Origin of the sequence: Cupriavidus nantongensis (assembly GCF_041726985.1) — a bacterium.
GTDB classification, from domain to species: domain Bacteria; phylum Pseudomonadota; class Gammaproteobacteria; order Burkholderiales; family Burkholderiaceae; genus Cupriavidus; species Cupriavidus nantongensis_A.
In genome coordinates this window covers 1,556,388-1,580,474 of record NZ_CP168302.1, presented here as the reverse complement: position 1 = coordinate 1,580,474, position 24,087 = coordinate 1,556,388, and the positions used below count along the sequence as shown (strand labels likewise).

The window sequence follows — 24,087 nt, the reverse complement described above, 5'->3', positions numbered from 1 at the left end:
GCCGGCATGGCCGGCGGCTATTTCGAGAAACCCGGCAAAGTCGGGTCCGCGTACTCACCCATCACGTACCAGCCCCACACGTTGGGGCTGGCACTGGTGCGGCCGTCGGCGCCGAGGGCCTGCGCCGCCGGCGCGTTCTTCGCCATCGGCTTCACCAGGCGCGGCGTGACGACGATCATCAGCTCGCGGTCTTCCTGGTGGAAGTTCAGGTTCTTGAAGAACACGCCGATCACCGGCAGGTCGCCCAGCACCGGCACCTTGTTGACGTTGCTGACGGTGTTGCGGCTGACCAGCCCGCCAATCACGAAGCTTTCGCCATCGCCCAGCTCGACCGTGGTGTCGGCGCGGCGCGTGACGATGGCCGGCACCACCGCGCCGTTGATCGAGATGCCGCGCGACGGATCCAGGTCGCTGGCCTCGGGCGCGACCTTCAGCGCAATGCGGTCGGCCGACAGCACCGTGGGCGACACCGTCAGCCCGATGCCGAACGGCTTGAACTGGATCGTGGTGGTGCCCAGCGCCTGCGGCACCGGGATCGGGATCTCGCCGCCGGCCAGGAAGCTGGCGCTCTGCCCCGACAGCGCCACCAGGCTGGGCTCGGCCAGCACGCGCGCCAGGCCGTTGGCTTCCAGCAGGCTGATGTTGGCGAAGATGCCGTGCGTGAGCGACGCCGCCACCAGGTTGAAGGCATTGCTCATCGGCGACGCGATATCGGCGCTGAAGCTGCCGGGCGCGCCGCCGCTGCCCGGCGTGAAGGTGAACTTGTTCAGCGTCGACGGCGAGAACGTGCCGAAGGCAAAGCCCGAGTTGTTGCGGAAGAAGTTGATGCCGACTTCCTTGAGCACGGTCTTGCTGATCTCCACCACCTTGACGTCGACCTGCACGGTGCCGCTCAGCGGCACGGTGGAGCGGTCCACCACCAGGCCGGGCTTGCCGTCGGTCTTGCCCGCGGTGGCCGCACGCGCCGCGGCTTGCGCGCGCGCGGCGCCATAGGCATCGGGCGACTGGCCGGTGATGGTGGCGCCGGCTGCCGAGTAGCCCAGCTGCGCGCCATTGGCATCGGGCGCGATGGCATCGACCTGCACGCTGTAGCTCTGCGGCTCGGCGCTGCCGCGCGTCCACACCATCACGTCGGTCACGCCAGGCTGCTTGGCCACCAGCAGCACGCTGGGCGCGCCGCGGGTGCGCAGGATCAGCGCATCGGCGACCGCGGGGTTGCCCACGGCGACGCGCTCGACCGGCTGCGCGCTGCGCAGTTCCTTCTGCGCGCCGGCCATCAGGCGCAACTGCCGCGCGGTGGCGGCGTCCTGCGCCTGCGCGCGCGGCGCCAGTGCGCACCATGCGGTGGTGGCGATCATGGCGGCAAGCGTGAGCTGCATCAGCCGGCGACGCAGCGTTACGGCATGGGCGGGTGTGTTCTGGATTGGCATGCGAGGGGCGCCCACGTTCTTATTCAATGTCGCGCTTGCCGGCGCGGATCACTTCCACGCCAGCGCGTTCTCTGGCTTGTGCCGGTGCCAGCGGCGCTGCCACCTGCAGCGGCCGCGGTGCCGGCGCTGCCGCCGGTGCGCGCGCGGCCGGCGCGCCGTTGGTGGCGGCCAGCCCGGACAGCAGCACGCCGGCAGTCGCCTTGTCTGCGGCGGCACGCGCTGCGTCGGCGGGGACGCCGGCGCGCGCGGCCAGTGCTGGCGGGGGCTCGGCAAACATGCCATCGCTGGGCATGGCTTGGTCCTGCGGATTGCGCAGCGCCAGCATCAGGCGCCCGGATTGCTGCGCCATCGCCAGCCGGCTGACCTGTTCCAGCGGCACCGACAGCACCGCGGTCTTGGCGCCTTCCTGGCGCGCCATCATCTGTTCCGGCTTGGCCGCCTGCGGCCGGTTGACCGAGGCCACGCCGTAGGCCAGCACGCGCAGGCGCGACAGCAGCATGCGCGCCTGGCTGTCCGGGATTTCCTGCTGGTCGCGCCGCAGCACCAGGAATACATCGACATAGTCGCCCGGCTGCACCTGGTTGCCGACGCCGATGACTTCATCGACCGACACCGCCACCGCACGCTCGCCTTCCGGCACCTGCGCGGCGAGGCCGGACAGCAGCTGGCCTTCCAGCACCGGCACGTTGGCGCCCAGCTCCACCAGCGGCACCTGGCCGGTCACGCGCGCCACGTCGCGGTAGGCGCCGGCAGGATCGATCGGCAGCATCTCCACCTTGAGCGCCTCGGCATCGAGCGGCTTGCCGGCTTCCGCCGGCCGCGTGGTGACCACCACCGGGTGCAGCGGCCTGGCGCCGGTGGAAGCCGCCGGCTGGGCCGGCTGGCGTCCCACCTGCCACGCCAGCAGCGCCAGCAGCAAGGCCAGGCCGAGCAGCACGACGGCCAGTAATCGGATCTGCTTGCTGGTCATGCGGAAATCCTTGGTTCGGGCATGGGGCAGTTCGTCATGCGCATCAGATATCGGGAGAGAGCTGGACCATGGCCGAGCCAGACAGCGCGGCCGGCAGCGGCACCATCGGCACCGCGGGCATGATGTTGGTGGTGGTCAGGCTCAGCGTGACCTGTACGCAGACGTCGGCCGAGCCAACCGCGCACGGCACGGCCGCGGCGACGCCGGCGGGCGGAATCAGGTCACGGATGGATGCGGGTAAGGTGCCGCGCGCCATCGCGGCCGCGGCATCGACACGTGCCTGCTGCGTGGCTGCAAGGCTGGTGCCGGAGACCCCTGCGGGATAGCGCAGCGCGGCGCGCGCGCCTTCCTCGGCGGCCAGCGTCAGCACCTGCTGCAGCGCCAGCATCACGCCGTAATAGACGATGCCGATCACGATGGTGACCAGCACCGGCGCCACGATGGCAAATTCGATCGCGGCGCTGCCGGCACTCTGGCGGCGCCGGCTGATCTTCCTGTTGACCCTTGCGTGCAACAACATCTGAAACCCCGGTCTCTTGGTGTTCCGCCGCGCCGACCGGCGGCGCGACCTGCTGGCCTCAAGCCATTCCGGCTATTGGCCCGCAGCCATCCAGAACAGCACCCCCACGGCCAGGTACGCCGCATACGGGATGCCGCGCGCCAGCGAAAACTGCGCCGTTGGAAGGGACTGGTCCTGGGAATGCAAAGCGTGATCCGCGGCCGGCGTGCGGCGCGCCAGTGCCAGCGCCAGCAGCGCGTGCACCAGCCCGAGCAGGCTGCCGACGACCCATGCCACCACCAGCCCTTGCGGACCGGTGAACAACCCCGCCACCGTCAGGAACTTGACATCGCCCGCGGCCATGCGCCCGAGGGCGTAGACCGGCAAGGTGACGGCAAGACCCAGCCCTGCGCCGATCAGGCGCGCGGCCAGCGGCGGTTCCGCAGCCTGTCCGGCGAGCAGCGCCAGCCCGAGGACCAGCACGGCGATCGCCAGCAGCAGGTTCGGAACCCGCCGGTAAGCGAAATCTGTGTAGAGGGTCGCCGCGCAGAACAGCGCAACGAACACAATGAAGGCTACTGATTAACTGGCAGCCTTTGGCAGAAGCTCAGCCACTTTGTCGGCAAGAGCCTTGAAGCTGAGGTTCAGATTTGTGCCAAGTGTCCCAGCCGAGACTGCAATGGCGAGAGCGATAAGTCCCGCGATCAGCCCATATTCAATAGCGGTCGCCCCGCGCTCATCCTTAATAAAGCGTGCAATGAGTCGTTTCATGATTTGTTGACACTCCCGAAGTGATCTGATGCCGCGATCACGCTTCCCCCGTTCGATTATCACGGTGCTCTGTGGCCCGCTCTTTTATCGACTATTTCACGCTTGCTGCGCTTTTTTTATAAGTCATGGTATGTCTCAACCATACCCCTCCCTCGGGTGATAGTAATGACCCGAAGGGGTTAAAGCATTCGTTTGAAACGACCCGGCACGCGCTGGATCGCAACTTGTTAAAGAGCAGCGGGCCGGCGCAAACCGGCCCGCAGCCTGACCATGCCGGCAATTCAGCGGCGTGGCCAGGTGGAATAAAAAGATGCGCTGCGACGGGGTGATGAGCGACAGCGCACCGTGAAAACACCTATGCGGGTTGAGACATTTCAGTGGTGGAGCAGGCCGCCCAGGATCGGCAGTTGCGGCTTGCCGTCGCTACCGCCCGAGCCGCCGCCGACACCGCTCTTGATGCCGCCGACCAGACCGGTGACCGGCGCCAGCAGCGCACCGACCGGGCCCAGCGCACCGCCGCCACCGGCACCGCCATCGCCGCTACCGGGCTTGACCAGTGGCAGGCTGCCGAGCAGGCCGCCGAGCGCATTGCCGCCGTGGCTGCCATCGCCGCCCTGGCCGTTGCCGGCACCAGCCAGCGGCAGGTTGTTCAACAGGCCGCCCAGCGGGTTGCCGCCGGTCTGCCCGTTGCCGTTGACCAGCACGCCGACCGCGGCAACGGTCTTGCCGGCCTCCGTCACCACGCCGCCGAGCGGTGCGACCACCGGGGCCTGCGTGTTGCTGAGCATGCTGCCGCCGGTGGCCACCGTATTGCCGACCTTGTAAAGCAGGCCGTCGACCGGTCCCCCCAGGCGCGTGGCCGCGCCCAGTGTTTGCGTGCCGTCGGTGACCTTGCTGGTCAGCGGCACGATGACCTTGCTGAGCGAGTTGGTGGCCTGCGCGACGGCGCCGTCGGACAGCACCGTCTGCAGCTTGTCGCCGCCGCCCTGCACCACCGTGCCGACCTTCTTGACCAGGCCGCCCACCGGCGTGGTCAGCGGTGCCAGCGGCGCCAGCTTCTCGGTGCCCAGGCCCTTCACCAGGTCGCCGCCGCTGACCACGGCATCGCCCACTTCGCGCACCACGTTGCCGGTGCTGGACACGGTCACGCCGACCGGGTTGTCGACCGAGCCCATCTGCCCGAGCCCGTCGCGCACGCCGGCGCCGAGCGCGCCGACCGCTTCACCTGCATTGACCACCACGCCGCCCGCGCCCTTGCGTGCGTCGGTGGGCAGCAGCGGCAACGGTGCGTCCTGGATCGACTTGCCGATCTCGCTGACGGCATTGCCCGCCGACACCACGGTGTTGCCCGCGCCTTCGGTGACCTTGCCGGTCGGCGTGGTCTGGGCAGCGGCCGGCGGCGGCGGCGTGACCGGCGTATCGGCGCCACCGCCGCTGGGCTGCGGATTGGCGCCGCTGCCGCCGCCGCTCGACGAGCAGCCCGACATCAGCAAGGCAAGGGCGGCCATGCCGGCCGCAGCCAGCGAGGTCATGGAAAGCGGTGCGGGATGCTTGGTCTTCATTGTCCTTCTCCTGTCTGGTTGGCCACGGCGCTGCCGGGCCGTCTTTTCTTGTGAACCGCATGGAATGCCGACGAGCCCCCCCGGTGTCCCGCTTTGTGCCACCTGCCTGCCATCCCCATCTGTCATGGCAACACGGTGGCACGCGAAATCGTCGGCGCGTCGGGAGAGCAAATGGCAAGGCGCGTGCCAGCGCGGCAAGGTGGGCCGGCGCACAGACCGGCGGGCCGCTTGCAGGCCTTGCGCAGCGCGGCTTGCAGGGCGAATCAAGGTGGCGGCGAAGCACGCGCGCGCAGCATCGCTGCAGGGTGCGGACGTGTTACGTGCTACGTAACGTGTTCCGGACAAGCGGGAACACGCAACGGCAGCGCGGAGGGCACGCGACAGCCGGTTGCGCGCGGCCTTGCCCGCGCTGTCTTGTTCCCCGCGCACGACACACGTTACGTAACGCGTAACGCGCCACGCCTTCCCCGCCCACGTGCCGCCAGGTCTCGCGGCGCTTGCCGCTAACACCACGCAGGCCGCATGCCGCAAGGCCTGGCGGGCACCACACCCGACTTCAGCGGGGGTCTGTGCGGTAGCACGCCAAAGGGCTGGCATACCGATTGCGCCATCACCGTCACCGCCGCACGCAGCAGACGAACGCGTTGCGCGGCCGAGCGATTGAAACGACGGGAATGAAGGAACAGATCATGCGCAAACAACAACTCGCCGTAACGGCACTCCTTGCAACCCTGCTGGCCCTGGGCGGCTGCGCCAGCGGCAGCGGATCGACGTCGATGGGCACCAGCGATACCGCGGGCACCAATGGCGGCACTAATGGCGGCACCAATGGCGGAAACAGCGGAGGCACCGGCGGCACGGGTGGGGGCACCGGCGGGACCGGTGGCGGCACCGACCTGGCCGGTGGCGGTACCGGGGGCACGGGTGGCACCGGTGGCACCGGTGGCGGCAGCGGCGGCACGGGGGGTGGCAATGGTGGCAACACCGGCGGCAACAACGGTGGCAATACCGGCGGTGGCGAGACCCCCACCGCGCTAACCCCGACCGCGACGGTGATCAACAACGCCGGCACGGTGCTGGGCAATACGGGCAGCACCGTCAGCGACCTCGGCAACCAGCTTGGCAACGCCAACCTGCCGCTGGTGCCGGGCCAGACCCAAAGCGGGCTGGGCGGCGTGGTGGCCGCGACCGGCGATGCCGTCGGCGCGCTGGCCACTGGCCTGCAATCCGGGCTGGGCAGCATGCCCAATTCGACCAACCCGGTCGGCACCACCGTCGCCAGCACCGGCAACGTGGTGACCGAACTGGGCAAGGCGGTGACCAGCGCCGGCACTGCGGTGAGCGGTCTGGGCACCGGTCAGCTGGCACCGCTGGCGCCGCTGGCTTCGCCGCTGGGCGCGGTGGTCGGCACGCTCGGCAATACCGTGAGCAACACCGGCGGGACGCTGACCTCGGTGTTGTCGAGCGGCGCGGTCGAGCAGGTGACCATCACCACCAGCAAGCTGATCGTGCCGATCACCTCGCAACTGACCGGCACCACGCAGGCACTGGGCGCGGCCACCGGCCTGGGCGCCCCGACCAGCAGCTTGCTGGCGACCGTGGGCGGCGCGCTGGCCACCGCCGGCACCAAGCTGCAACAGACCAACACGCCGGTGGTCGCGGGCGTCGGCGGCGTGGTCAACACCACCGGCACCACGGTGGCCTCGCTCGGCGGCGCGGTCAACGGCCCCGCCAGCGGCGGTGGCCTTGGCGCGCTGGGATCGGTACTGGCACCGGTTACCACGCTGGCCGGGGGGCTGGCAGGCGGGGCAGGCGCCGGCGGCACGGGTTCGCCGCTGGCGCCTGTCACCGGCCTGGTCGGCGGCGTCACCGGAGGGCTGACCGCCGCCACCGCCAACACCCCGCTGGCGCCGGTCACGTCGCTGGTCAGTGGCGCGGTGGGCGGCCTGGGCAGCGCCACTGGCGGTACCGGCGGTTCGCCGCTGGCGCCCGTCACCAGCCTGGTCAGCACCGTCACCGGCGGCCTGGCCTCCGCCACGGCCAGCACGCCGCTGGCTCCGGTCACCGGCGTGGTGAATGGCGTCGTCGGTGGCGTGGTCGGCAGCGTTGGCGGCGCAACCAGCGGCACTGGCACCACCAGCCCGCTGGCACCGGTCACCAATGTCGTCTCCGCCGTGACCGGCGGCGCCACCACCACCGCGGGCACCACCACCACCAAGGGCTCGACCACCGGGCCCATCGGTGGCCTGGTCGGCGGTCTGCTCGGCGGCCTGACCGGCGCGCTCGGCCAGAAGTAATCCTGCCTTGGCCGCTGCCCCGGCGATCGCGTGATTGCGCGATCGCGGGCAGCGGTGCTCACCTGATTCAACGTAGCGGCCACGCGCTGGACCGGCAGTATCGGCCAGCAGGCGCCCGGGGGTAGCGGCAATCCCCACGCCGGTGGCACGCGACGTCAATAGCCGCAGTGTTTCTTACAGGGGTTTTGCCATGCGTGCACGTCATCGCGTTGCCGCGCTGCTGGTCGGCGTCGGCGCGTTCCATCACGGCCTGGTGCAGGCCGATCCGCGCAGCCCGGTCCAGGGCGATCCGACCCAGACGCTTCCCAAGATTGCGCCGGCCCGGCCCGACAGCCGCGTGACCGTGCAGGTCGAGCGGCCGCAGCCTGCCATGCAGGACCTGCTCAACGCACGCCTGACGCCGCGGCGCTTTCGCATCGAGGGCGCGAAGACGCTGCCGTTCGAGGAGGTGGCCGCGCAGTTCCAGCCGCTGGCCAACCGCGAGATCACGGTGGCGCAGCTGCTGGAAGCCGCCAACGCGGTGACGCAGATGTACAAGGAGCGCGGCTACCCGCTGTCGTTCGCGTTCGTGCCGGCGCAGGACTTTGCCAACGGCGACGTGCTGGTCACGGTGGTGGAAGGCTACGTCGCCAAGGTGACCGTGACCGGCAAGGCGGGGCCGGCCGAGCGCCGCCTGCGCGCCATCGCCGAGAAGCTGCAGCAGGACCGCCCGCTGCGCCAGGACCGCTTCGAGCATTACGTGAACGCGCTGGCGCTGCAGCCCGGCCTGCAGGTGGCGGCCACGGTGCAGCCGCCCACCACCACCGACGGCGCCTGCGAGATGGTGCTCGAGGTCAAGCGCAAGCCCTTTACCTTCGGCACCGGCATCGAATACATGTCGCCGGGCCTGCGCGCCATCGCCACGGCCACCACCAACAGCCTGACGCCGCTGGGCGAGCAGATCTCGGTGTCGGCGCTGTTCCCCAAGGGCCGCGACAGCGAGGAATACTACGCCGCCAGCTATGCGCAGCCGATCGGCACCGAAGGCATGGTGGCGCGGCTCAATGCCTCGCACTACCGCGGCGTGCCACAGAACGCGACGCTGGCGCCGATCGGCTTCAACCCGCGCTATGTCAACGACACCAAGCGCATCGGCGGCACCCTGAGCTATCCGCTGCTGCTGTCCAACGCGCATACGCTGACGCTGACCGGCGGCGTCTACGGCGCCGACCAGTTCGAGCGCTATACGCATACCGCCACCGGCACGCGCGTCACGCTCGGCACCAACGTGCGCGTGGCCACGGCGGAGCTGACTTACCTGCAACGCGGCGAAGGCGTCAGCCGCAACGCCACGCTGGGCCTGTACAAGGGCTTCGATGCGCTGGGCGCAAGCCGCCAGAACAACAGCAACGACCTGAGCTTCTTCCGCACGCGGCTGCTGCTGTCGCAATCGAAGGACCTGCCAGCGGGCTTTGGCCTGACCGTGGCCGCCGCCGGCCAGTACAGCGGCGACCGACTGGCCTCGGGCGAGCAGATCAGCTTTGGGGGACGCTTCTTCGGCCTGGGCTACCCCGCCGGCGAAGTCGCGGGCGACAAGGGCTGGGGCGCGTCGGCGGAAATCAGCCGGCTGTTCCTGCCGGACCTGACCTACCTGCGCACGATCCAGCCCTATGTGTCCGCCGACGTGGCGCGCGTGTATTCGAACAGCGTGTCGCTGTCGCACCGCAGCCTGTCGTCGGTGGCGCTGGGGGCGCGCATCTCGGACCGTCGCTACTACACGCTGGACCTGTCGCTGGCGCAGCCGGTCGGCGACAAGCCGACCAACGCCAGCCGCCGTTCGCCGCGCATCAACATGATCTATTCGTACCAGTTCGACTGAGGCCTGGCCCTAAGTCCTGGTTTTCCAAGGTTCCCTGCACGGCCGGCGGCAGTTCAGCGCCGGCCGATTTTTTTGGCAGCGCAACGCAGCGAGTTACGTGCCGCAACTCCGCAACATTTTTGTCATGTCCGCAATTGTCAATCTTGACCAGTCAATCGTAACCAAATGATAATTCTTCTCATTATTGTTTCGTTTTGCGATACGAGAGGTCAAAAGTGCAGTATTCGGCAGTCATAACAAGAAAGAGCCACGGCAAGCTGGGTGCCATTCCACGATTGACCGGCATGGTCGGCGCAGCGGTTGCCGCGGCACCGGTCGCCGCGCAAGAGGCGCCCAAGCCGGTCAACCTGCCGCAGGTGACGGTCACCGGCGACAGCGGTTTCAAGGCGGAAAGCTCGTCGTCGATCAAGAATCCCGAGCCGCTTCGCGATACGCCGCGCTCGATCACGGTGATTCCGCAGGAAGTCATCCAGAGCACCGGCTCGACCACGCTGACCGACGTGCTGCGCACGGTGCCGGGGATTGCGTTCGGCGCGGGCGAGGGCGGCAACCCGGTCGGCGACCGGCCGTTTATCCGCGGCTATGACGCGCAGGCCAGCACCTTCCTTGACGGTTTCCGCGATATCGGCGCGCAGTCGCGCGAGCTGTTCAACGTCGAGAACGTCGAAGTGACCAAGGGCCCGGCCGGCGCCTACGACGGGCGCGGCTCGGCTGGCGGCAGCATCAATATCACCAGCAAGGCGCCCCGGCTGGGCAATTTTGCCGAAGGCAATATCGGCGTCGGCAACGCGCAGTACGTGCGCGGCACCGCCGACGGCAACTGGCAGTTCGCCGACCACGCGGCGTTCCGCCTCAATGCGATGTTCCACGACCAGGACGTCGCCGGCCGCGATGCCGTGCACCAGAAGCGCTGGGGCGTGGCGCCGTCGGTGGCGTTCGGCCTGGGCACCGACACGCGCCTGACGCTGTCGTACTACCACATGCAGACCGACGACATCCCCGACGTCGGCATCCCGTACAACAACCCGGCCTTCACCGCGCGCCGCGACGGCCGGCCGCGCACGCGCCAGGCTGGCGACGGCTCGCCGGTCAACGTGCCGCGCAGCACTTACTACGGCCTGCTCGACCGCGACTTCCGCAAGGACCAGGCCGACATGGGCACGATCCGCTTCGAGCACGATTTTTCGCCGGCGCTGAAGTTCCGCAACCAGACCCGCTTCTCGCGCACCAACCAGGACTACATCTACACGCAGCCTGACGACAGCAAGGGCAACATCTACTACGACCTGCTCTGGCGCCGCGTGAACACGCGCTATTCCACCGCGCGCACGGTGGCCAACCAGACCGACCTGTCGGGCGAGTTCCTGACCGGCGCGATCAAGCACAAGTACGTCTTCGGCGTCGAGTTCTCGCAGGAAAAGAGCGAGAACGACAGCTACAACGTCGACACCGGCAACAGCAGCTGCCCCAACGGCGCGGGCGCAGCCGGCGGCTACAACTGCACCACGCTGCTCAACCCCAACCCCAACGACCCGTGGCGCGGCAGCATCGCGCGCGCCAACAACCCCACCAACGCCAAGACCAACACGGCGTCGGTGTACCTGTTCGACTCGGTCGAGCTGAACAAGCAGTGGATCGTCAATGGCGGCGTGCGCTTCGACAGCTACCGCACGAGCTTCACCGCGGCACGCGCCGCCAACGGCTCGCGTGCCGAATATTCGCGCGACGACAACCTGTTCAACTACCAGCTGGGCGTGGTGTACAAGCCGGTGGAAAACGCCAGCTTCTACGTGTCGTACGGCACTTCGTCGACTCCCGCCGGCGCGTTCCTGGCGCAGGGCTCGGACCCCAACGGCCTTGCCCCGGACCGCAGCGGCAACCGCGGCGACCAGCTCGCGCCGGAAAAGAACCGCTCGTTCGAACTGGGTACCAAGTGGGACGTGCTGAAGAGCCGCCTGGCCCTGACCGCGGCGATCTTCCGCATCGAGACCACCAACGCCCGCATCGTGCAGCAGGACGGCACCGCGGCCATGGCCGGCAACAAGCGCGTGGACGGCTTCGAGCTGGGCTTCTCCGGCAACCTGACCGAGAAGTGGGCCATGTTCGGCGGCTACACCCACCTGAAGAGCGAGCTGCGCAACAACGGCGGCGCCGGCGCGGCCTTCGGCCTGACCGATGGCCAGGCGTTCCCGAATACGCCGGAAGACAGCTTCAGCCTGTGGACCACGTACCAGCTGCTGCCCAACCTGACCATCGGCGGCGGCGCGTACTACGTATCGAAGATCTGGGGCAACGAGGGCACCAACAAGTGGGTGCCGCCGTACTGGCGCTTCGATGCGATGGCCGCATATCGCATCAACAAGAACGTGGCGCTGCAGCTGAACGTGCAGAACCTGACCGACAAGACCTACTACAGCCAGGCCTATACCTCGCACTATGCGACGGTAGCCCCGGGCCGCACCGCGGTGCTCAACCTGAACCTGCGCTACTGAGCGCGGCGGCCGCACAGGCTGCACCACGCGGCACGCGGCCGGCTCCGGTCGTGTGCCGTTTTGCCTTTCAACCGAAGCCCTGTGTATGGATACCCTGCCCTTTCGCGTCGCCACGCCGGTCGAACTGGAACAGCTCGGCCCCGCCGGACTGCGCGACAAGCTGGCCGGCCCGCCGCAGCTGGCGCTCCCCTGGCTGGGCGGCGCCGCGGTGGCAGGCCAACTCGACGCGCAGATGGTGCTGGGCCAGTGGTTCCTGGCCGGCCATGGCGTCGCGCGCGACCCGGTGCAAGCGTTCGCGTGGTTCAAGCACGCGGCGCACGCCGGCCACGCGGGTGCGGCCAACCTGGCCGGCCGCTGCTACGAGAACGGCTGGGGCACCGCGCCGGACGAACGCGCCGCCGCGCACTGGTACACGCTGGCGGCGGAGCGCGGCTCGGACTGGGGCATGTACAACCTGGCCACGGCGCTGGTGCTGGGCCGCGGCATCGCCACGGACCGGCGCGCCGCGCTCGGCTGGTACCAGCGCGCGGCGGCGCTGGGCCATGCCAAGTCGCTCAATATCCTCGGCGGCTTCCATGAAGATGGCTGGGAGGTGGCGCAGGACTTGGCGCGCGCGACCGCGTTCTACCGCCAGGCGGCCGAAGGCGGCGACTTCCGCGGCCAGTTCAACTACGCGCGCATGCTGGCGCTGGCGGGCAGCGAGGCCGAAGCACAGCAGTGGATCCGGCTGGTGCCGCAGACCGCCACCGGGCCCTTTATCGACAAGATGCTCGCGTTCCTGCGCGACGCGCCGCAGCCGGCGCTGCAGCGCCTGTACGCGCATGCCAGCCAGGCCGCGCAGTCGGAGCCGCAAGCCGCTGCCGCCGCCTGAACGCTGCGTGGGATCAGGTCACGCGGAAACCCACCTTCAACGTGACCTGGTAGTGCGCGATCTTGCCGTTCTGGATATGGCCGCGCGTTTCCACCACTTCGAACCAGTCAATGTTCTTGATGGTCTCGCCGGCCTTGGCGATGGCGCTCTGGATGGCCTGGTCGCAGCCGTCGGGCGAAGAGCCGACGATCTCGACCAGCTTGTAGGTGTGGTTGGTCATTGCCTCTCCTTGGCGGCCGCGGCCGCATGGGTTGCATCCATCATAGGCGCCGGTCGCGGATAGTCCCAAGGCTGCGGCGCGACCCCGTGCGCCCCACAGATCCTGTTACACAATCCCGCTTTGCCAGTGGCGTATGCGGCTGCTACGCTGCGTCCCGCCCCGGACAGGTGCGGCGCGCGGCGCGCGCACGCTGTCCTTCACCGACGCCAAGATCCGCCGTGACTTATCGCTTGATTCGCCGGGCCGTGCTGGGCCTGGGCCTGGCCGCCGCCTTGTCGGCCTTCACTTCGTTCAGTCCCTTCGCGCTGCTGGCGCACGCCCGTTCGACCTCGACCTTCGACGAGGTCTCCGAGACCATCGCCAACAGCATCAGCCAGACCTTCAACGAGGCCGTCGCCAATCACTTTCCGTCGCGCGCCGGCAAGCCCGCGCAACCGGCCCAGCCGCCCGACGCAAGGCCGCTGCCCGCCAAGCCCTTTGCCGATGGCAGCGGCTACACACTGTGCTTCGTGCCGGATGGCGCGAGTTGCCAGGCGCTGCTGATCAATGCCATCCGCAGCACGCGCCAGCGCCTGCTGATCCAGGCCTATTCGTTCACCAGCGCGCCGATTGCCGAGGCTGTGGCGCAGGCACACCGGCGCGGCGTCGACGTGCGGGTGATCCTGGACAAGAGCCAGCAGAGCGAGCGCTATACCAGCGCCACCTTCCTCAAGCACGCCGGCGTGCCGGTGGTGATCGACAACAAGCCCGCGATCGCCCATAACAAGGTGATGGTGTTCGACGACCAGGCGGTGTTCACCGGCTCCTTTAACTTCACCAAGTCGGCGCAGGAGCGCAACGCCGAGAACGGCATGCTGATCCGCGGCGACGCGGCGGTGGTCAAGGCCTATACCGACAACTGGCACAAGCGCTACCGGCAATCACGCGCCTACTGAAGGCAGCATCGACGCGGCCGCCTGCACGATGCGGCGCGCGATGGCACACTGGCGGGCTGACATTACGGCAATCCTTGCCAAGCCCTTTCCGGAGAACCCTTCGCCATGACAGCCATTCCCGACAGCCAGTGGATCCGCGTCGACACCGCCGCGGGCAGCTTCGATGCCTACCTGAGCCTGCCGCCGGCGGGCGTGCAGCCCGGCGCGCCGGGCATCGTGCTGCTGCAGGAGATCTTCGGCGTGAACGAGCATATCCGCGCGGTGGCCGACCAGTACGCCGCCGACGGCTATGCCGTGCTCGCGCCGGACGTGTTCTGGCGCCAGGCCCCGCGCGTGCAGCTGGGCTACGAGGGCGACGACATGGCGCGCGCCATGGCCTTGCGCAAGGCCGTGGACGTGTCCGCCGCGCTCGACGACATCGCGGCCACGGTGCAGGTGCTGCGCCAGCATACCGGCGCCGGCAAGGTGGCCGCGGTGGGTTACTGCTTCGGCGGCCTGCTGTCGTACCTGAGCGCGGCGCGCGGCCTGGTCGATGCCGCCGTGCCCTACTACGGCGGCGGCATCCAGAACCAGCTGCAGGAAGCCGACAACATCCGCGTGCCGGTGCAGTTCCACTACGGCGCGCTCGACGCGCATATCCCGACCGACGCCGTGCAGGCCGTGCGCGACGCGATGGCCGGCAAACCCGCCACCGAGATCCACGTCTACCCGCAGGCCGACCACGGCTTCAACTGCTGGGCACGCGGCTCCTACCACCAGCCCAGCGCCGCGCTGGCGCACGGACGCGCGCTGGTGTTCCTGTCGGCATCGCTGTAGTCTGCCCAAGGCGTGCGGCTTGCCATGGCAAGCCGGCACGCCTTATCCTCGGCGCTTGGCTTCAAGACTTGCTGGACCCCAACCATAACAGTGGAGACCACCATGCAGTCAGAGCAGCAGCGCGCCCTGCGCAACACCATCCCCGACGCCATTGCCCGCGCGGTGCGGCGCAGTCCGGACAAGACCGCGATCCGTTTCGGCGAGCGGTGCTGGAGCTACCGCCAGCTCGATGACGCCACGGCGCGCGTGGCCGGCGCGCTGGCGCAATGGGGCCTGCGTCCCGGCGACCGCGTCGCCGCCTTCGGCAAGAACTCCGACGCCTATGTGCTGCTGTGGCTGGCCTGCCTGCGCAGCGGCCTGATCCATGTGCCGGTGAATTTCTCGATGACGCGGGCCGAGGCCGAGTACATCGTCACGCAAGCAGGCGCCAGCGCGATCTTTTCCGACCCGGCGCTGGCCGAGCGCGTCGACGGCCTGCCGTGCAAGGTCCACGGCACGCTGCACAGCGGCGATCGTCGCACCGATATTCTCGCCGCGGCCGCCGACGGCCCCGCCGTGCCGGTGTCCGACGCCCTCGCCGAGTCCGCGCCCGCGCAGATCCTGTACACCTCAGGCACCACCTCCGCGCCCAAGGGTGCCGTGCTGACGCATCGCGCGCTGCTGGCCGAATACTTCAGCACCATCGCCGCCTGCGATATCCGCGCGTCGGACTATTCGCTGGCGGCACTGCCGCTATACCACTCGGCGCAGATGCATGTGTTCCTGATGCCGCTGCTGCTGTGCGGCGGCACCACGCTGATCGCCGACAGCCCGGAAGCCGGCTATTGCCTTCGCACCATTCACGCCGAACGCATCACCAGCTTCTTTGCGCCGCCGACGGTATGGATCGCGCTGCTGCGCCACGCGGAGTTCGACCCGGCCCGGCTGGGTACGCTGACCAAGGCCTATTACGGCGCCTCGATCATGCCGGTGCCGGTGCTGCTGGAGCTGCAGCAGAAACTGCCGGCGCTGCGCTTCTACAACTGCTACGGGCAAAGCGAGATCGGGCCCCTGGCCACGGTGCTGGGACCCGACGAGCACGCCGCGCGTCCGGCCTCGGCGGGGCGGCCGGTCTTGAATGTCGAGACCCGTATCGTCGATGAAACCCTGCGGGACGTGCCGCCGGGCGAGCTGGGCGAGATCGTGCATCGCTCGCCGCAGTTGCTGACGCACTACTGGGACAAGCCGGAGCAGACCGCCGAAGCCTTCGCCGGCGGCTGGTTCCATTCCGGCGACCTCGGCTACATGGATGCCGAGGGCTACCTGTATGTGGTGGACCGGATCAAGGACGTGATCAACTCGGGCGGCGTGCTGGTGTCGAGCCGCGAAGTGGAAGAGTGCCTGTACACGCATGGCGCGGTGGCCGAAGCGGCGGTCTTTGCGCTGCCGCACCCGAAGTGGGTCGAGGCGGTAACGGCGTGCGTGGTGCGCAAGCGCGGCCACGAGGACGCCACCGAGAAGGATCTGATCGCACATGCACGCGAGGCGCTGGCACCGTTCAAGGTGCCCAAGCGCATCGTGTTCGTCGCCGACCTGCCGCGCAATACCGCGGGCAAGCTGCTCAAGCGCCAGCTGCGCGAGGATTACGCGCAGCTGTTCGGCACGGACTGACGCGCTCAGTACGGCACGGCCACGCCGTTCTCGATCCTGACGCGGTCGCCGATGCGCATCTGGTAGGCGTTGGACTGGGTCAGCGTCAGGTAGGCGTTGTCGCTGGTGCGCACGCGCACACGGTAGGCCGGGGCATTGGTGCCGGTGCGCTTCTCGACTTCGTTGCCGGCCACCGCGCCCGCCACGGCGCCGCCGATCGTCGCCACGGTATTGCCGCGGCCGCCGCCTACCTGGTGGCCCAGCAGCCCGCCGACGATGCCGCCCACCACGGCGCCCGCGCCGCTGGTCGACGGCGGCTGGCCCGGCACCACCTCGATGCCCTCGACCCACCCGTAGCGCACGCCATAGGCCGGGTTGCCGTAGCCGTTGCCATAGCTGCCGTCCTGGTACGAGGGCTGGGGATACGGCTGCTGCGGATACGAAGACTGCGGATAGTCCTGCTGCGGATACCCCTGCTGCGGATACCCCTGCTGCGGATAGCCCTGCTGCGGGTAACCGCTGATGGTGGTGCCGCTGCCGTAGCCCGTGCTGCCATAGACACTGTTGCCATAGCCTCCGCCGTAGCCCCCGCCATACCCGGCGCCATAGCCGTTGTCGTAGCCATACGGCGTGGCACACCCGGCCAGCGCACCGGCGCCAAGCACCGCAAGCACAACCGAACGAAAGGGGATGGACATGTCAGGACTCCTGCGCGCTGCGCGTGTTGGGGAATGCGCGCGAGTCTAGGGCCGCCGCCGGCCAGCGGGTGTCACCGGAGCTTGTGATTGGTAACCGCCTGTAACGGCCTGCGGTGCTGGCGTGACCGCGCCCGGCGGCATTCAGCCGCGCTCCGCGCCGTCGTCGTTGAACTGCGTGATGCGGGCCACGCGGAACGCGCCGCGCAGCGATTCCAGCTCGGTCCGGTGCAGCATCGCCAGCCGGTTCAGGTAGCGCTCGCCCTTGGCGGTCAGGTGCACCTGCACCACGCGGCGGTCTTCGGGATTGAGGCGCCGCTTGACCAGCCCGGCCGCCTCGCAGCGATTGACCAGTGCCACCACGCCATGCTGCTTGGCCTGCAGGCGCTCGGCCAGTTCGCCGATCGAGGCCCAGTCCTTGTCGGCGCAGCCGCGGATATGCAGCAGCAGCAGGTACTGCTGCACCGTCAGCCCTTCCGCGCGCGCCGCGTCTTCGGAAAACCGCAGGAAGCGGCGCAGCTGGTAGCGGAAGTCGGACAGTGCCTCGAAGTCGGCCTTGCTGAGCGGGGCGGGTTGCGGCGACGAGGCGGACTTGCTGGGCATGGGCGGCAAAAAAACGCGAAAAGAGAATGAAGGCGCGGCAGTCCGCGCACGCCCGCGGCGGGCGCTCGCAATTATAGGGGCCGCGCGGCACAGCGGCAGCCGATCCCGGTTTGCGCCGTGCGCGTGCCCGGCTATGGCAGAATCTGTGCGGTTGCAGACACCTTCACCCGTCACCGGAAAACGCACCGATGTTCTCGGAAATCGCTCTCTTCCTGCTGGATACCGTCTTTACCCTGTTCGGCATGGCGCTGCTGCTGCGCGTCTGGATGCAGCTGACGCGGCTGCCAACGCGCAACCCGGTCTCGCAGGGCGTGTTCCAGATCACCGACTGGCTGGTGCGGCCGCTGCGCCGGATCATCCCGGGCGTGGGCGGCATCGACTGGGCCACGATCCTGGCGGCGTGGCTGACCGCGGTGGTATTTCTGGCTTTGGTCGCGCTGATCAGCGGCATCGACCTGCTGGGCTTCCTGCCCGCCATGCTGCTGACCGCCGTGCTCTATGTGCTGAAGTGGGCCATCAGCCTGGTGATGTGGGTGACGCTGCTGATGGCGATCCTGTCGTGGGTCAACCCGCATTCGCCGATCACCCCGGCCATCGACCACCTGACCGCGCCGGTGCTGCGCCCGATCCAGCGCGTGGTGCCGCGCCTGGGCGGCTTCGATATCTCGCCGCTGGTGCTGTTCGTGATTGCGCAGATCCTGTTGATGGTCCTGGCCCGGCTGGGCGCTGGCATCATCGGCATGCACTGACGGATCCGGGCGCAGGACCGGCCAACGCCTTCACCGACTGCGCCCTCAGCCCGCCGTGCGCGCCTCTCCCGGGGCCAGCCCGTCTGCGGCGGCATCCAGCCCCGCGTCCCGCGCCGTCTCGGCATCGCCTTCCGGCGGCAGCTCCGACACCATCATCGATTCGATCGCTTCCATGAAGGCCCGCACCTTGCGTGGCTGCAGGCGGCGGTCCGGCAGCAGCGCGAACACGCGCAGCGGCGGCAGCGGATAGTCAGGCAGCACGCGCACCAGCCGCCCCTGTGCGACCTCGGCCTCGCAATAGATCACCGACAGCCGCGCGATGCCCAGCCCCGCCAGCGCGCCCTGCAGGCGCAGTTCGGCATTGTGGGTCTGCATGCGCGGCCGGATCGGCACCGATACGGTCTGGTCGTCGCGCGTGAATTCCCACACCGTGTCGCCGGGCGTGGTCAGCGTCGGCATATTGGCCAGGTCTTCCGGGCGCAGCTGCGCCGGCAGGCTGGCCGCCAGCGCCGGCGCGGCGAACAGGCCGCGTTCGACATGGTAGATCCGGCGCGCCACCGTGCCCGAATCAGGCAAGTCGGCGTCGACAATGACAAAGGCGATGTCAAAGCCGTCCCGGATCGGATCGACCATGCCCTGCGTGATTTCCACCGCCACATCCAGCGCGGGGTGTGCCGCGAGCGTGCGGCAGATCACGCCGCCGAGCTGCTGCGCGCCGAATTCATAGGGCGTGGCGATGCGCAGCACGCCCTGCACGCGCTCTTCCCGCGCCAGCGTTTCCTGGCGGATTTCGCGCAGCCGCGCGAACAGCGGGGCGACGTCGCGATAGACCGCCTTGCCGGCGTCGGTGAGGCGCATGCGGCGCGTGGTGCGCTCCAGCAGCTTGGCGCCGATGGCGGTTTCCAGCCGTGCGACCGCGGCCGACACGCGTGACTTGGGACAGTCGAGCTGCTCCGCCGCGGCCGTGAACGTGCCCTGCTCGACCACGCAGCAGAACGCCTCCCAGTCATTCCATTGGATTGTTTCGTTCACCGGACAATGTTTCCCTGACAACCTGTAGTTCTCGACGGTGGGCCTACATTATGCTTGAGCGATGCAACAAACGCCTGTCCAGGCTGGATCGGACGCGCTAGCCCCCGCCATTCCAGCCATCCCCGCCCCCGCCGCCCCCGGCACCGGCAGCTTCCAGCGCCCGCCTATGCAAATCGCCAGTCACCCAGAGATGGGTCACTGGCGTCTTTCATTGTTCGGCCTGACGCTGGGTCTGGTGACCGGCATCGACTTCTCGTCCACGCTGATGATGGGCGTGGCCAGCCAGCATATCCAGGGCGGCGTCGGTGCCGCGCCGGAAGACTACCTGTACGCGATCTCGGCCTACGCCGCCACCGCGGTGCTGATGAACATGGTGCTGGACCAGCTCGCGCGCCGCATCACGTACAAGCGCTTCACCATGGTGTCGCTGCTAGTGTTCATCGCCGGCTCGCTGATCTGCGCGGAGTTCGCCAGCCCGGCCGGGCTGATCACCGGCAAGGCGGTGCAGGGGCTGGGCGCGGGCGGCCTGTTCGCGGCCTCGCGCATCCTGGTGCAACTGGTGTCGACGCCGGCCGAGCGCGCGCCGCTGATGCTGCGCTTCGGCGGCGGCGCGTTCTCGATGCTGGCGATCACGCCCTGGCTGACCAGCATCTTCCTGGACGATATCGGCTGGCGCGCGGTGTTCCTGTTCCAGGCCGGCATTGCGGTGCCGGTGCTGCTGTCGGTCGCGCTGACCTACCCTACCCGTGCGCCACGCGATCCGCATCCGCCGGTGTCGACGCTGGACTGGCCCGCCGCCATCGCCGCCGCGCTGGGCGCGCTGGTGTTCCTGCATACGCTGCAGGAAATGCGCTACACGCGCTTCTTCAGCTCGCTGGAGATGCCGCTGGCCGCGCTGTGCGGCGTGGCGCTGTTTGCCTTCAGCGCCTGGCGGCTGTATCGCCATCCGGACCCATGGATCGACTTCTCGCGCCTGGCCGGGCGCCAGTACCTGTACGGGCTGGGCTTCTACACGCTGTACTACCTGCTGTCGTCGGCATGGTCGTTCCTGCTGCCGACGCTGACGCAGACCGGGCTCGGGCTGACCTTCCGCACCACCTGCATGCTGCTGTCGACCAGCGGCACGGTCTCCGCCATCGGCGCCATCGTGATCACGCTGGGCATGGCGCTGGTGTTCCGCAAGCGGCGCGTGATCGCGATCGGCTTTGTCGTGTACGCCTGCGCGGCGATGCTGCTGTCGACCCAGCTGATGCCGGGCGCGCCGGACTACGCGCTGGTGCCGGTGGTGCTGCTCGAGGGACTGACGCCGGTGCTGCTGATGGTGCAGGTGGCGTCGATGACCTACCTGGAAGTGCCGGTCGAGGATTTCTCGCACGCCTACCAGTTCAAGAACGTGTGCAAGCAGATCGCCTCGGCCATGGGCACCGGACTGGCGAGCGTGTTCATGCAGGACGGCCTGGCGCAGCACCGCACCCACCTGGTCGAGCACATCACCCGCTTCAACCCGGCGCTGCAGATGCCCGACGCGCTCTCCGCCGCGGGACTGGCCAAACTGTCGCAGGAAGTCGACCGGCAGGCCACGCTGCTCGCCGGCATGGACCTGCTGCATGGCTTTGCCGCGCTGTGCGTGGCGGGGGCGGTGTTCGTGCTGGTGCAGCGCAGCTTCCGCTGAGACCAGCCTGGCCGCCGCGGGCCGTCCGGGCCCGGCACTGGCGCAATGTCGGCATTTCCTCTACCCTTTCGGCCTTTCCGTGCCAATCCGGCGAACCGCGCCGGGCTACGCAGATGGCCAGTCCCACCGATTCCCGCCAGACCCCGCCGCCAGCATCGCCGACCGCCGACAGCGCCGCCGCGCCCGAAAAGCCGAGCGACAGCTATGTGCAATCCTTTGCACGCGGGCTGTCGGTGATCCGCGCCTTCAACGCGCAGCACCCGGCCCAGACCCTGACCGAAATCGCCCAGGCCAGCGGCCTGACACGCGCCGGCGCGCGCCGCATCCTGCTGACGCTGGTGGGGCTGGGCTATGTGCGGGCCGAAGGGCGCCTGTTCCGGCTCACGCCCAAGATCCTCGACCTGGGCTTCGCCTACCTGACCTCGATGCCGTTCTGGAACCTGGCCGAGCCGATCATGGAGGCGCTGTCGCAGCAGGTCCATGAAAGCTGCTCGATCTCGGTGCTGGACGGCACCGAGATTGTCTACGTGCTGCGCGTGCCGGCGCGCAAGATCATGACCATCAACCTGTCGATCGGCAGCCGCCTGCCGGCGTATTGCTCGTCGATGGGACGGGTGCTGCTGGCCGGGCTGAGCGAGCCCGAGCTCGACAGCGTGCTGCGCGCCACCGAGCTGCGCGCGCGCACCGGGCGCACCGTGACCGACGTGGACGCGCTCAAGGCCATCGTCGCCGATATCCGCCAGCGCGGCTGGGCCCTGAACGACCAGGAGCTGGAGGAAGGGCTGGTATCGCTGGCTGCGCCGATCCGCAACCGCGCCGGCCACACCATCGCCGCCATCAACATCAGCGGCCAGGCCAACCGCACCAGCGCGCAGGAGATGCTGGAGCGCTTCCTGCCGCCGCTGCTGGAAGCTTCCGAGAAGATCTCCGGACTGGTCGGGCTGCGCACCTGAGCGCAGCCGCGCCGGATCAGACCACCGCGGGCAGTTCCACGCTGCCGAATTCGGCCGAGCGCGTGCCGTCCAGCGGCCGGTTGCTCGCGCCGAAATAGGCGAACGCCACCGACAGCTTGACCGCGTTGGACGCATTGCGGCCGGCCGCATGGAACAGCCGGCTGTCGAAGCACAGCACGTCGCCGCGGTGCAGCGCCAGCGGCTGCGCGGCATCCAGCAGCGGCTGGCTGGCCGGGTGCGCTTCGATCAGGAATTCGGCCGGGTCCAGCTGGCCGGGCTCGAGCCTGGCCAGGTGCGAACCCGGGATGACGCGCAGCACGCCATTGCGCTCGTCCTCGTCGCCCAGCGCCAGCCACACCGTCACCAGTTCCGGCCGCGCAAACGACCAGTAGCGGGTATCGCGGTGCCAGCCGGTCTGGCTGCCGTAGTGCGGATGCTTGGTCATCACGCAGTTGTGATGCGCCAGCGTGATGCGGGCGGGCTCGCCCAGCAGGGCCTGCACCACCGCCACCAGCTTGGGATCGCTGGCCCAGCGGCGGAATACCGCATCGCGCCCGTAGGCCTGGCGCAGGCGCCTGACCGTGCCGCCGCCGGTGGCATCGCGCGTGGCCGGGGCGCCCGGATAGCCGAGGTCGGCCTCGAACTCCACCGGCGGCACCGTCGCGGCAAGATGCTGGCGCGTCACCGCCTCCAGTGCCGCGCACGCCGGCTCGTCGGCAAAACCGCGCAGGATCACGAAACCGTTGGCATGGAATGCCTGCACCAGGCGCGGCAGCGCGCCGGCATCGGCGGACAGGGTGGAAGCGGGCAGGTCGGCGCAGGGATCCAGCGAGGTCATTGCAGCAGGCGCGGCGCACGGCCGCACAAAGAGGCGAAAACAGAAACAGGGGCCGCGGTGGCCCGACAGGCTCATGATGCCAGAAGCGGCGCCATCTGGCGCAGGCGCCGCATCCGCAGCCTGCGTGCCGCGCCGGGCCAGCCGCTGCCTGCGTACGGCAGCAGACGGTCGCGCCTGCGGTGCGCGCCGCTACAATGCGCTGGTCTTTGCCCGATAATTCCTGCATCCACCGCGATTTTTTCAGGCTCCGCGCCGAGGTCCCACGTGACTGCACGCCCCCGCATCGTCGCTTCGCTGGCCGAGGCCCAGGCCCAGCTGGGCCGCATTGTCCTTGGCAAGCCACAACAGGTGCGGCTGGCGCTGGCCTGCATGCTGGCACGCGGCCACCTGTTGCTGGAAGACGTGCCGGGTGTGGGCAAGACCACGCTGGCGCATGCGCTGGCGCGCACGCTGGGGCTGCACTACCAGCGCGTGCAGTTCACCAGCGACCTGTTGCCGGCCGACCTGATCGGGGTGTCGGTCTTTGTCCGCGATGCCGGCGAATTCCGCTTTCACCGCGGCCCGGTGTTCGCGCAGGTGGTGCTGGCCGACGAGATCAACCGCGCGCCGCCCAAGACCCAGAGCGCGCTGCTCGAGGCGATGGCCGAGGGGCAGGTGACCCATGACGGCGCCACGCACGCGCTGCCGTCGCCGTTTTTCGTCATCGCCACGCAGAATCCGCTGGAGCAGATCGGCACCCATGCGCTGCCCGAGTCCCAGCTGGACCGCTTCACCATGCGGCTGTCGCTGGGCTACCCCGACCCCGCCTTCGAGCGCGTGCTGTACCTGGGTGGGGCCAGCGCGGCGGAGTTGCCGCCGGTGATGGATGGCAGCCAGGTGCTGGCGCTGCAGGAAGCGGCCGCGCAGGTGTACGCCAGCCCGGCGCTGGTCGATTACGTGCTGGCGCTGGTGCAGGCCACGCGCAGCCACGGCGGCTTTGCCGCGGGGCTGTCGCCGCGCGCCGGGCTGGCGCTGCTGGCATGCGCGCGCGCCTGGGCCCTGCTGGCACAGCGCGACCTGGTGCTGCCCGAAGACGTGCAGGCGGTGTTCATGGCCGTGGCCGCGCACCGCCTGTTGCCGGCCGGCGCCGGCGGCCACGCTGCCGTCGACGGCCTGCTGGCCGCGCTGCTGGCCGGCGTGGCGATCCCCTGAACGC

The 24,087-nt window shown here is 69.1% G+C and carries 22 protein-coding genes; 11 read left to right on the top strand and 11 right to left on the bottom strand.

What is annotated here, in order from left to right:
- Positions 1–17: 17 nt before the first annotated feature.
- From ACEI37_RS06870 to ACEI37_RS06845, 6 genes are all read right to left on the bottom strand, one after another.
- A complete protein-coding gene (locus tag ACEI37_RS06870; protein WP_373376016.1) occupies positions 18–1,430 on the bottom strand; it encodes a type II and III secretion system protein family protein in 1,413 nt (470 codons plus the stop codon).
- A gap of 19 nt (positions 1,431–1,449) precedes the next feature.
- The gene (gene cpaB / locus ACEI37_RS06865; RefSeq protein WP_373376015.1) at positions 1,450–2,400 is read right to left on the bottom strand and encodes a Flp pilus assembly protein CpaB; all 951 of its coding nucleotides are present in this window, start codon (positions 2,398–2,400) and stop codon (positions 1,450–1,452) included.
- 43 nt (positions 2,401–2,443) lie between these two features.
- Positions 2,444–2,920 (bottom strand): TadE/TadG family type IV pilus assembly protein, encoded by a 477-nt coding sequence (locus ACEI37_RS06860; protein WP_373376014.1) that lies wholly within the window; start codon positions 2,918–2,920, stop codon positions 2,444–2,446.
- 72 nt (positions 2,921–2,992) lie between these two features.
- A complete protein-coding gene (locus tag ACEI37_RS06855; RefSeq protein ID WP_373376013.1) occupies positions 2,993–3,466 on the bottom strand; it encodes a prepilin peptidase in 474 nt (157 codons plus the stop codon).
- A 15-nt stretch (positions 3,467–3,481) separates the two neighbouring features.
- On the bottom strand, positions 3,482–3,670 hold the full coding sequence (locus tag ACEI37_RS06850; RefSeq protein ID WP_373376012.1) for a Flp family type IVb pilin: 189 nt from the start codon (positions 3,668–3,670) through the stop codon (positions 3,482–3,484).
- 374 nt (positions 3,671–4,044) lie between these two features.
- Entirely contained in the window at positions 4,045–5,232 is a 1,188-nt protein-coding gene (locus ACEI37_RS06845; RefSeq protein WP_373376011.1) for a collagen-like triple helix repeat-containing protein, read from the bottom strand.
- 689 nt (positions 5,233–5,921) lie between these two features.
- Here ACEI37_RS06845 and ACEI37_RS06840 point away from each other — a divergent pair.
- The 4 genes from ACEI37_RS06840 (at position 5,922) to ACEI37_RS06825 (ending at position 12,750) form a co-directional block, all read left to right on the top strand.
- The gene (locus tag ACEI37_RS06840) at positions 5,922–7,529 is read left to right on the top strand and encodes a collagen-like triple helix repeat-containing protein (protein WP_373376010.1); all 1,608 of its coding nucleotides are present in this window, start codon (positions 5,922–5,924) and stop codon (positions 7,527–7,529) included.
- Positions 7,530–7,719: 190 nt separating this feature from the next.
- Complete coding sequence (locus ACEI37_RS06835) at positions 7,720–9,387, top strand: ShlB/FhaC/HecB family hemolysin secretion/activation protein (protein ID WP_373376009.1); 1,668 nt, start codon at positions 7,720–7,722, stop codon at positions 9,385–9,387.
- Between the two features lie 284 nt (positions 9,388–9,671).
- Positions 9,672–11,879, top strand: coding sequence for a TonB-dependent receptor (locus ACEI37_RS06830; protein ID WP_373376008.1), 2,208 nt, complete (start codon positions 9,672–9,674; stop codon positions 11,877–11,879).
- An 85-nt stretch (positions 11,880–11,964) separates the two neighbouring features.
- Complete coding sequence (locus ACEI37_RS06825) at positions 11,965–12,750, top strand: tetratricopeptide repeat protein (RefSeq protein WP_373376007.1); 786 nt, start codon at positions 11,965–11,967, stop codon at positions 12,748–12,750.
- 13 nt (positions 12,751–12,763) lie between these two features.
- Here the strand turns inward: ACEI37_RS06825 and ACEI37_RS06820 are convergent, their stop codons facing one another.
- Positions 12,764–12,970 (bottom strand): dodecin, encoded by a 207-nt coding sequence (locus ACEI37_RS06820; protein ID WP_018004776.1) that lies wholly within the window; start codon positions 12,968–12,970, stop codon positions 12,764–12,766.
- Positions 12,971–13,188: 218 nt separating this feature from the next.
- On the opposite strand from ACEI37_RS06820, the gene ACEI37_RS06815 reads away from it, so the two are divergent.
- The 3 genes from ACEI37_RS06815 (at position 13,189) to ACEI37_RS06805 (ending at position 16,371) form a co-directional block, all read left to right on the top strand.
- On the top strand, positions 13,189–13,905 hold the full coding sequence (locus ACEI37_RS06815; RefSeq protein ID WP_373376006.1) for a phospholipase D family protein: 717 nt from the start codon (positions 13,189–13,191) through the stop codon (positions 13,903–13,905).
- A gap of 105 nt (positions 13,906–14,010) precedes the next feature.
- A complete protein-coding gene (locus ACEI37_RS06810; RefSeq protein WP_373376005.1) occupies positions 14,011–14,721 on the top strand; it encodes a dienelactone hydrolase family protein in 711 nt (236 codons plus the stop codon).
- A 102-nt stretch (positions 14,722–14,823) separates the two neighbouring features.
- Positions 14,824–16,371, top strand: coding sequence for an acyl-CoA synthetase (locus ACEI37_RS06805; RefSeq protein ID WP_373376004.1), 1,548 nt, complete (start codon positions 14,824–14,826; stop codon positions 16,369–16,371).
- Between the two features lie 5 nt (positions 16,372–16,376).
- On the opposite strand, the gene ACEI37_RS06800 is transcribed toward ACEI37_RS06805, so the two are convergent.
- Both ACEI37_RS06800 and ACEI37_RS06795 read right to left on the bottom strand, forming a co-directional pair.
- Positions 16,377–17,048 carry a glycine zipper 2TM domain-containing protein gene (locus tag ACEI37_RS06800; protein WP_373376003.1) on the bottom strand — a complete coding sequence of 224 codons (672 nt, stop codon included), beginning with the start codon at positions 17,046–17,048 and terminating at the stop codon, positions 16,377–16,379.
- A gap of 141 nt (positions 17,049–17,189) precedes the next feature.
- Positions 17,190–17,648 carry a MarR family winged helix-turn-helix transcriptional regulator gene (locus tag ACEI37_RS06795; protein WP_373376002.1) on the bottom strand — a complete coding sequence of 153 codons (459 nt, stop codon included), beginning with the start codon at positions 17,646–17,648 and terminating at the stop codon, positions 17,190–17,192.
- Between the two features lie 188 nt (positions 17,649–17,836).
- Between ACEI37_RS06795 and ACEI37_RS06790 the strand changes: the two genes are divergently transcribed.
- Positions 17,837–18,397, top strand: coding sequence for a YggT family protein (locus ACEI37_RS06790; RefSeq protein WP_373376001.1), 561 nt, complete (start codon positions 17,837–17,839; stop codon positions 18,395–18,397).
- 45 nt (positions 18,398–18,442) lie between these two features.
- On the opposite strand, the gene ACEI37_RS06785 is transcribed toward ACEI37_RS06790, so the two are convergent.
- On the bottom strand, positions 18,443–19,429 hold the full coding sequence (locus ACEI37_RS06785; protein ID WP_373376000.1) for a LysR family transcriptional regulator: 987 nt from the start codon (positions 19,427–19,429) through the stop codon (positions 18,443–18,445).
- A 61-nt stretch (positions 19,430–19,490) separates the two neighbouring features.
- Between ACEI37_RS06785 and ACEI37_RS06780 the strand changes: the two genes are divergently transcribed.
- Both ACEI37_RS06780 and ACEI37_RS06775 read left to right on the top strand, forming a co-directional pair.
- Positions 19,491–21,101, top strand: coding sequence for an MFS transporter (locus ACEI37_RS06780; RefSeq protein WP_373375999.1), 1,611 nt, complete (start codon positions 19,491–19,493; stop codon positions 21,099–21,101).
- A 113-nt stretch (positions 21,102–21,214) separates the two neighbouring features.
- A complete protein-coding gene (locus tag ACEI37_RS06775; RefSeq protein ID WP_373375998.1) occupies positions 21,215–22,054 on the top strand; it encodes an IclR family transcriptional regulator in 840 nt (279 codons plus the stop codon).
- A gap of 16 nt (positions 22,055–22,070) precedes the next feature.
- On the opposite strand, the gene ACEI37_RS06770 is transcribed toward ACEI37_RS06775, so the two are convergent.
- A complete protein-coding gene (locus tag ACEI37_RS06770) occupies positions 22,071–22,892 on the bottom strand; it encodes a phytanoyl-CoA dioxygenase family protein (protein WP_373375997.1) in 822 nt (273 codons plus the stop codon).
- Positions 22,893–23,156: 264 nt separating this feature from the next.
- On the opposite strand from ACEI37_RS06770, the gene ACEI37_RS06765 reads away from it, so the two are divergent.
- Positions 23,157–24,083 (top strand): AAA family ATPase, encoded by a 927-nt coding sequence (locus ACEI37_RS06765; protein WP_373375996.1) that lies wholly within the window; start codon positions 23,157–23,159, stop codon positions 24,081–24,083.
- Positions 24,084–24,087 lie beyond the last annotated feature (4 nt).

What these genes read in the sequence shown, in the direction of transcription:
- ACEI37_RS06870 (WP_373376016.1), bottom strand. Translation starts at nt 1,430, where the DNA reads ATGCCAATCCAGAACACACCCGCCCATGCCGTAACGCTGCGTCGCCGG.
- cpaB (WP_373376015.1), bottom strand. Translation starts at nt 2,400, where the DNA reads ATGACCAGCAAGCAGATCCGATTACTGGCCGTCGTGCTGCTCGGCCTG.
- ACEI37_RS06860 (WP_373376014.1), bottom strand. Translation starts at nt 2,920, where the DNA reads ATGTTGTTGCACGCAAGGGTCAACAGGAAGATCAGCCGGCGCCGCCAG.
- ACEI37_RS06850 (WP_373376012.1), bottom strand. Translation starts at nt 3,670, where the DNA reads ATGAAACGACTCATTGCACGCTTTATTAAGGATGAGCGCGGGGCGACC.
- ACEI37_RS06845 (WP_373376011.1), bottom strand. Translation starts at nt 5,232, where the DNA reads ATGAAGACCAAGCATCCCGCACCGCTTTCCATGACCTCGCTGGCTGCG.
- ACEI37_RS06840 (WP_373376010.1), top strand. Translation starts at nt 5,922, where the DNA reads ATGCGCAAACAACAACTCGCCGTAACGGCACTCCTTGCAACCCTGCTG.
- ACEI37_RS06835 (WP_373376009.1), top strand. Translation starts at nt 7,720, where the DNA reads ATGCGTGCACGTCATCGCGTTGCCGCGCTGCTGGTCGGCGTCGGCGCG.
- ACEI37_RS06830 (WP_373376008.1), top strand. Translation starts at nt 9,672, where the DNA reads ATGGTCGGCGCAGCGGTTGCCGCGGCACCGGTCGCCGCGCAAGAGGCG.
- ACEI37_RS06825 (WP_373376007.1), top strand. Translation starts at nt 11,965, where the DNA reads ATGGATACCCTGCCCTTTCGCGTCGCCACGCCGGTCGAACTGGAACAG.
- ACEI37_RS06820 (WP_018004776.1), bottom strand. Translation starts at nt 12,970, where the DNA reads ATGACCAACCACACCTACAAGCTGGTCGAGATCGTCGGCTCTTCGCCC.
- ACEI37_RS06810 (WP_373376005.1), top strand. Translation starts at nt 14,011, where the DNA reads ATGACAGCCATTCCCGACAGCCAGTGGATCCGCGTCGACACCGCCGCG.
- ACEI37_RS06805 (WP_373376004.1), top strand. Translation starts at nt 14,824, where the DNA reads ATGCAGTCAGAGCAGCAGCGCGCCCTGCGCAACACCATCCCCGACGCC.
- ACEI37_RS06800 (WP_373376003.1), bottom strand. Translation starts at nt 17,048, where the DNA reads ATGTCCATCCCCTTTCGTTCGGTTGTGCTTGCGGTGCTTGGCGCCGGT.
- ACEI37_RS06795 (WP_373376002.1), bottom strand. Translation starts at nt 17,648, where the DNA reads ATGCCCAGCAAGTCCGCCTCGTCGCCGCAACCCGCCCCGCTCAGCAAG.
- ACEI37_RS06790 (WP_373376001.1), top strand. Translation starts at nt 17,837, where the DNA reads ATGTTCTCGGAAATCGCTCTCTTCCTGCTGGATACCGTCTTTACCCTG.
- ACEI37_RS06780 (WP_373375999.1), top strand. Translation starts at nt 19,491, where the DNA reads ATGCAACAAACGCCTGTCCAGGCTGGATCGGACGCGCTAGCCCCCGCC.
- ACEI37_RS06775 (WP_373375998.1), top strand. Translation starts at nt 21,215, where the DNA reads ATGGCCAGTCCCACCGATTCCCGCCAGACCCCGCCGCCAGCATCGCCG.
- ACEI37_RS06770 (WP_373375997.1), bottom strand. Translation starts at nt 22,892, where the DNA reads ATGACCTCGCTGGATCCCTGCGCCGACCTGCCCGCTTCCACCCTGTCC.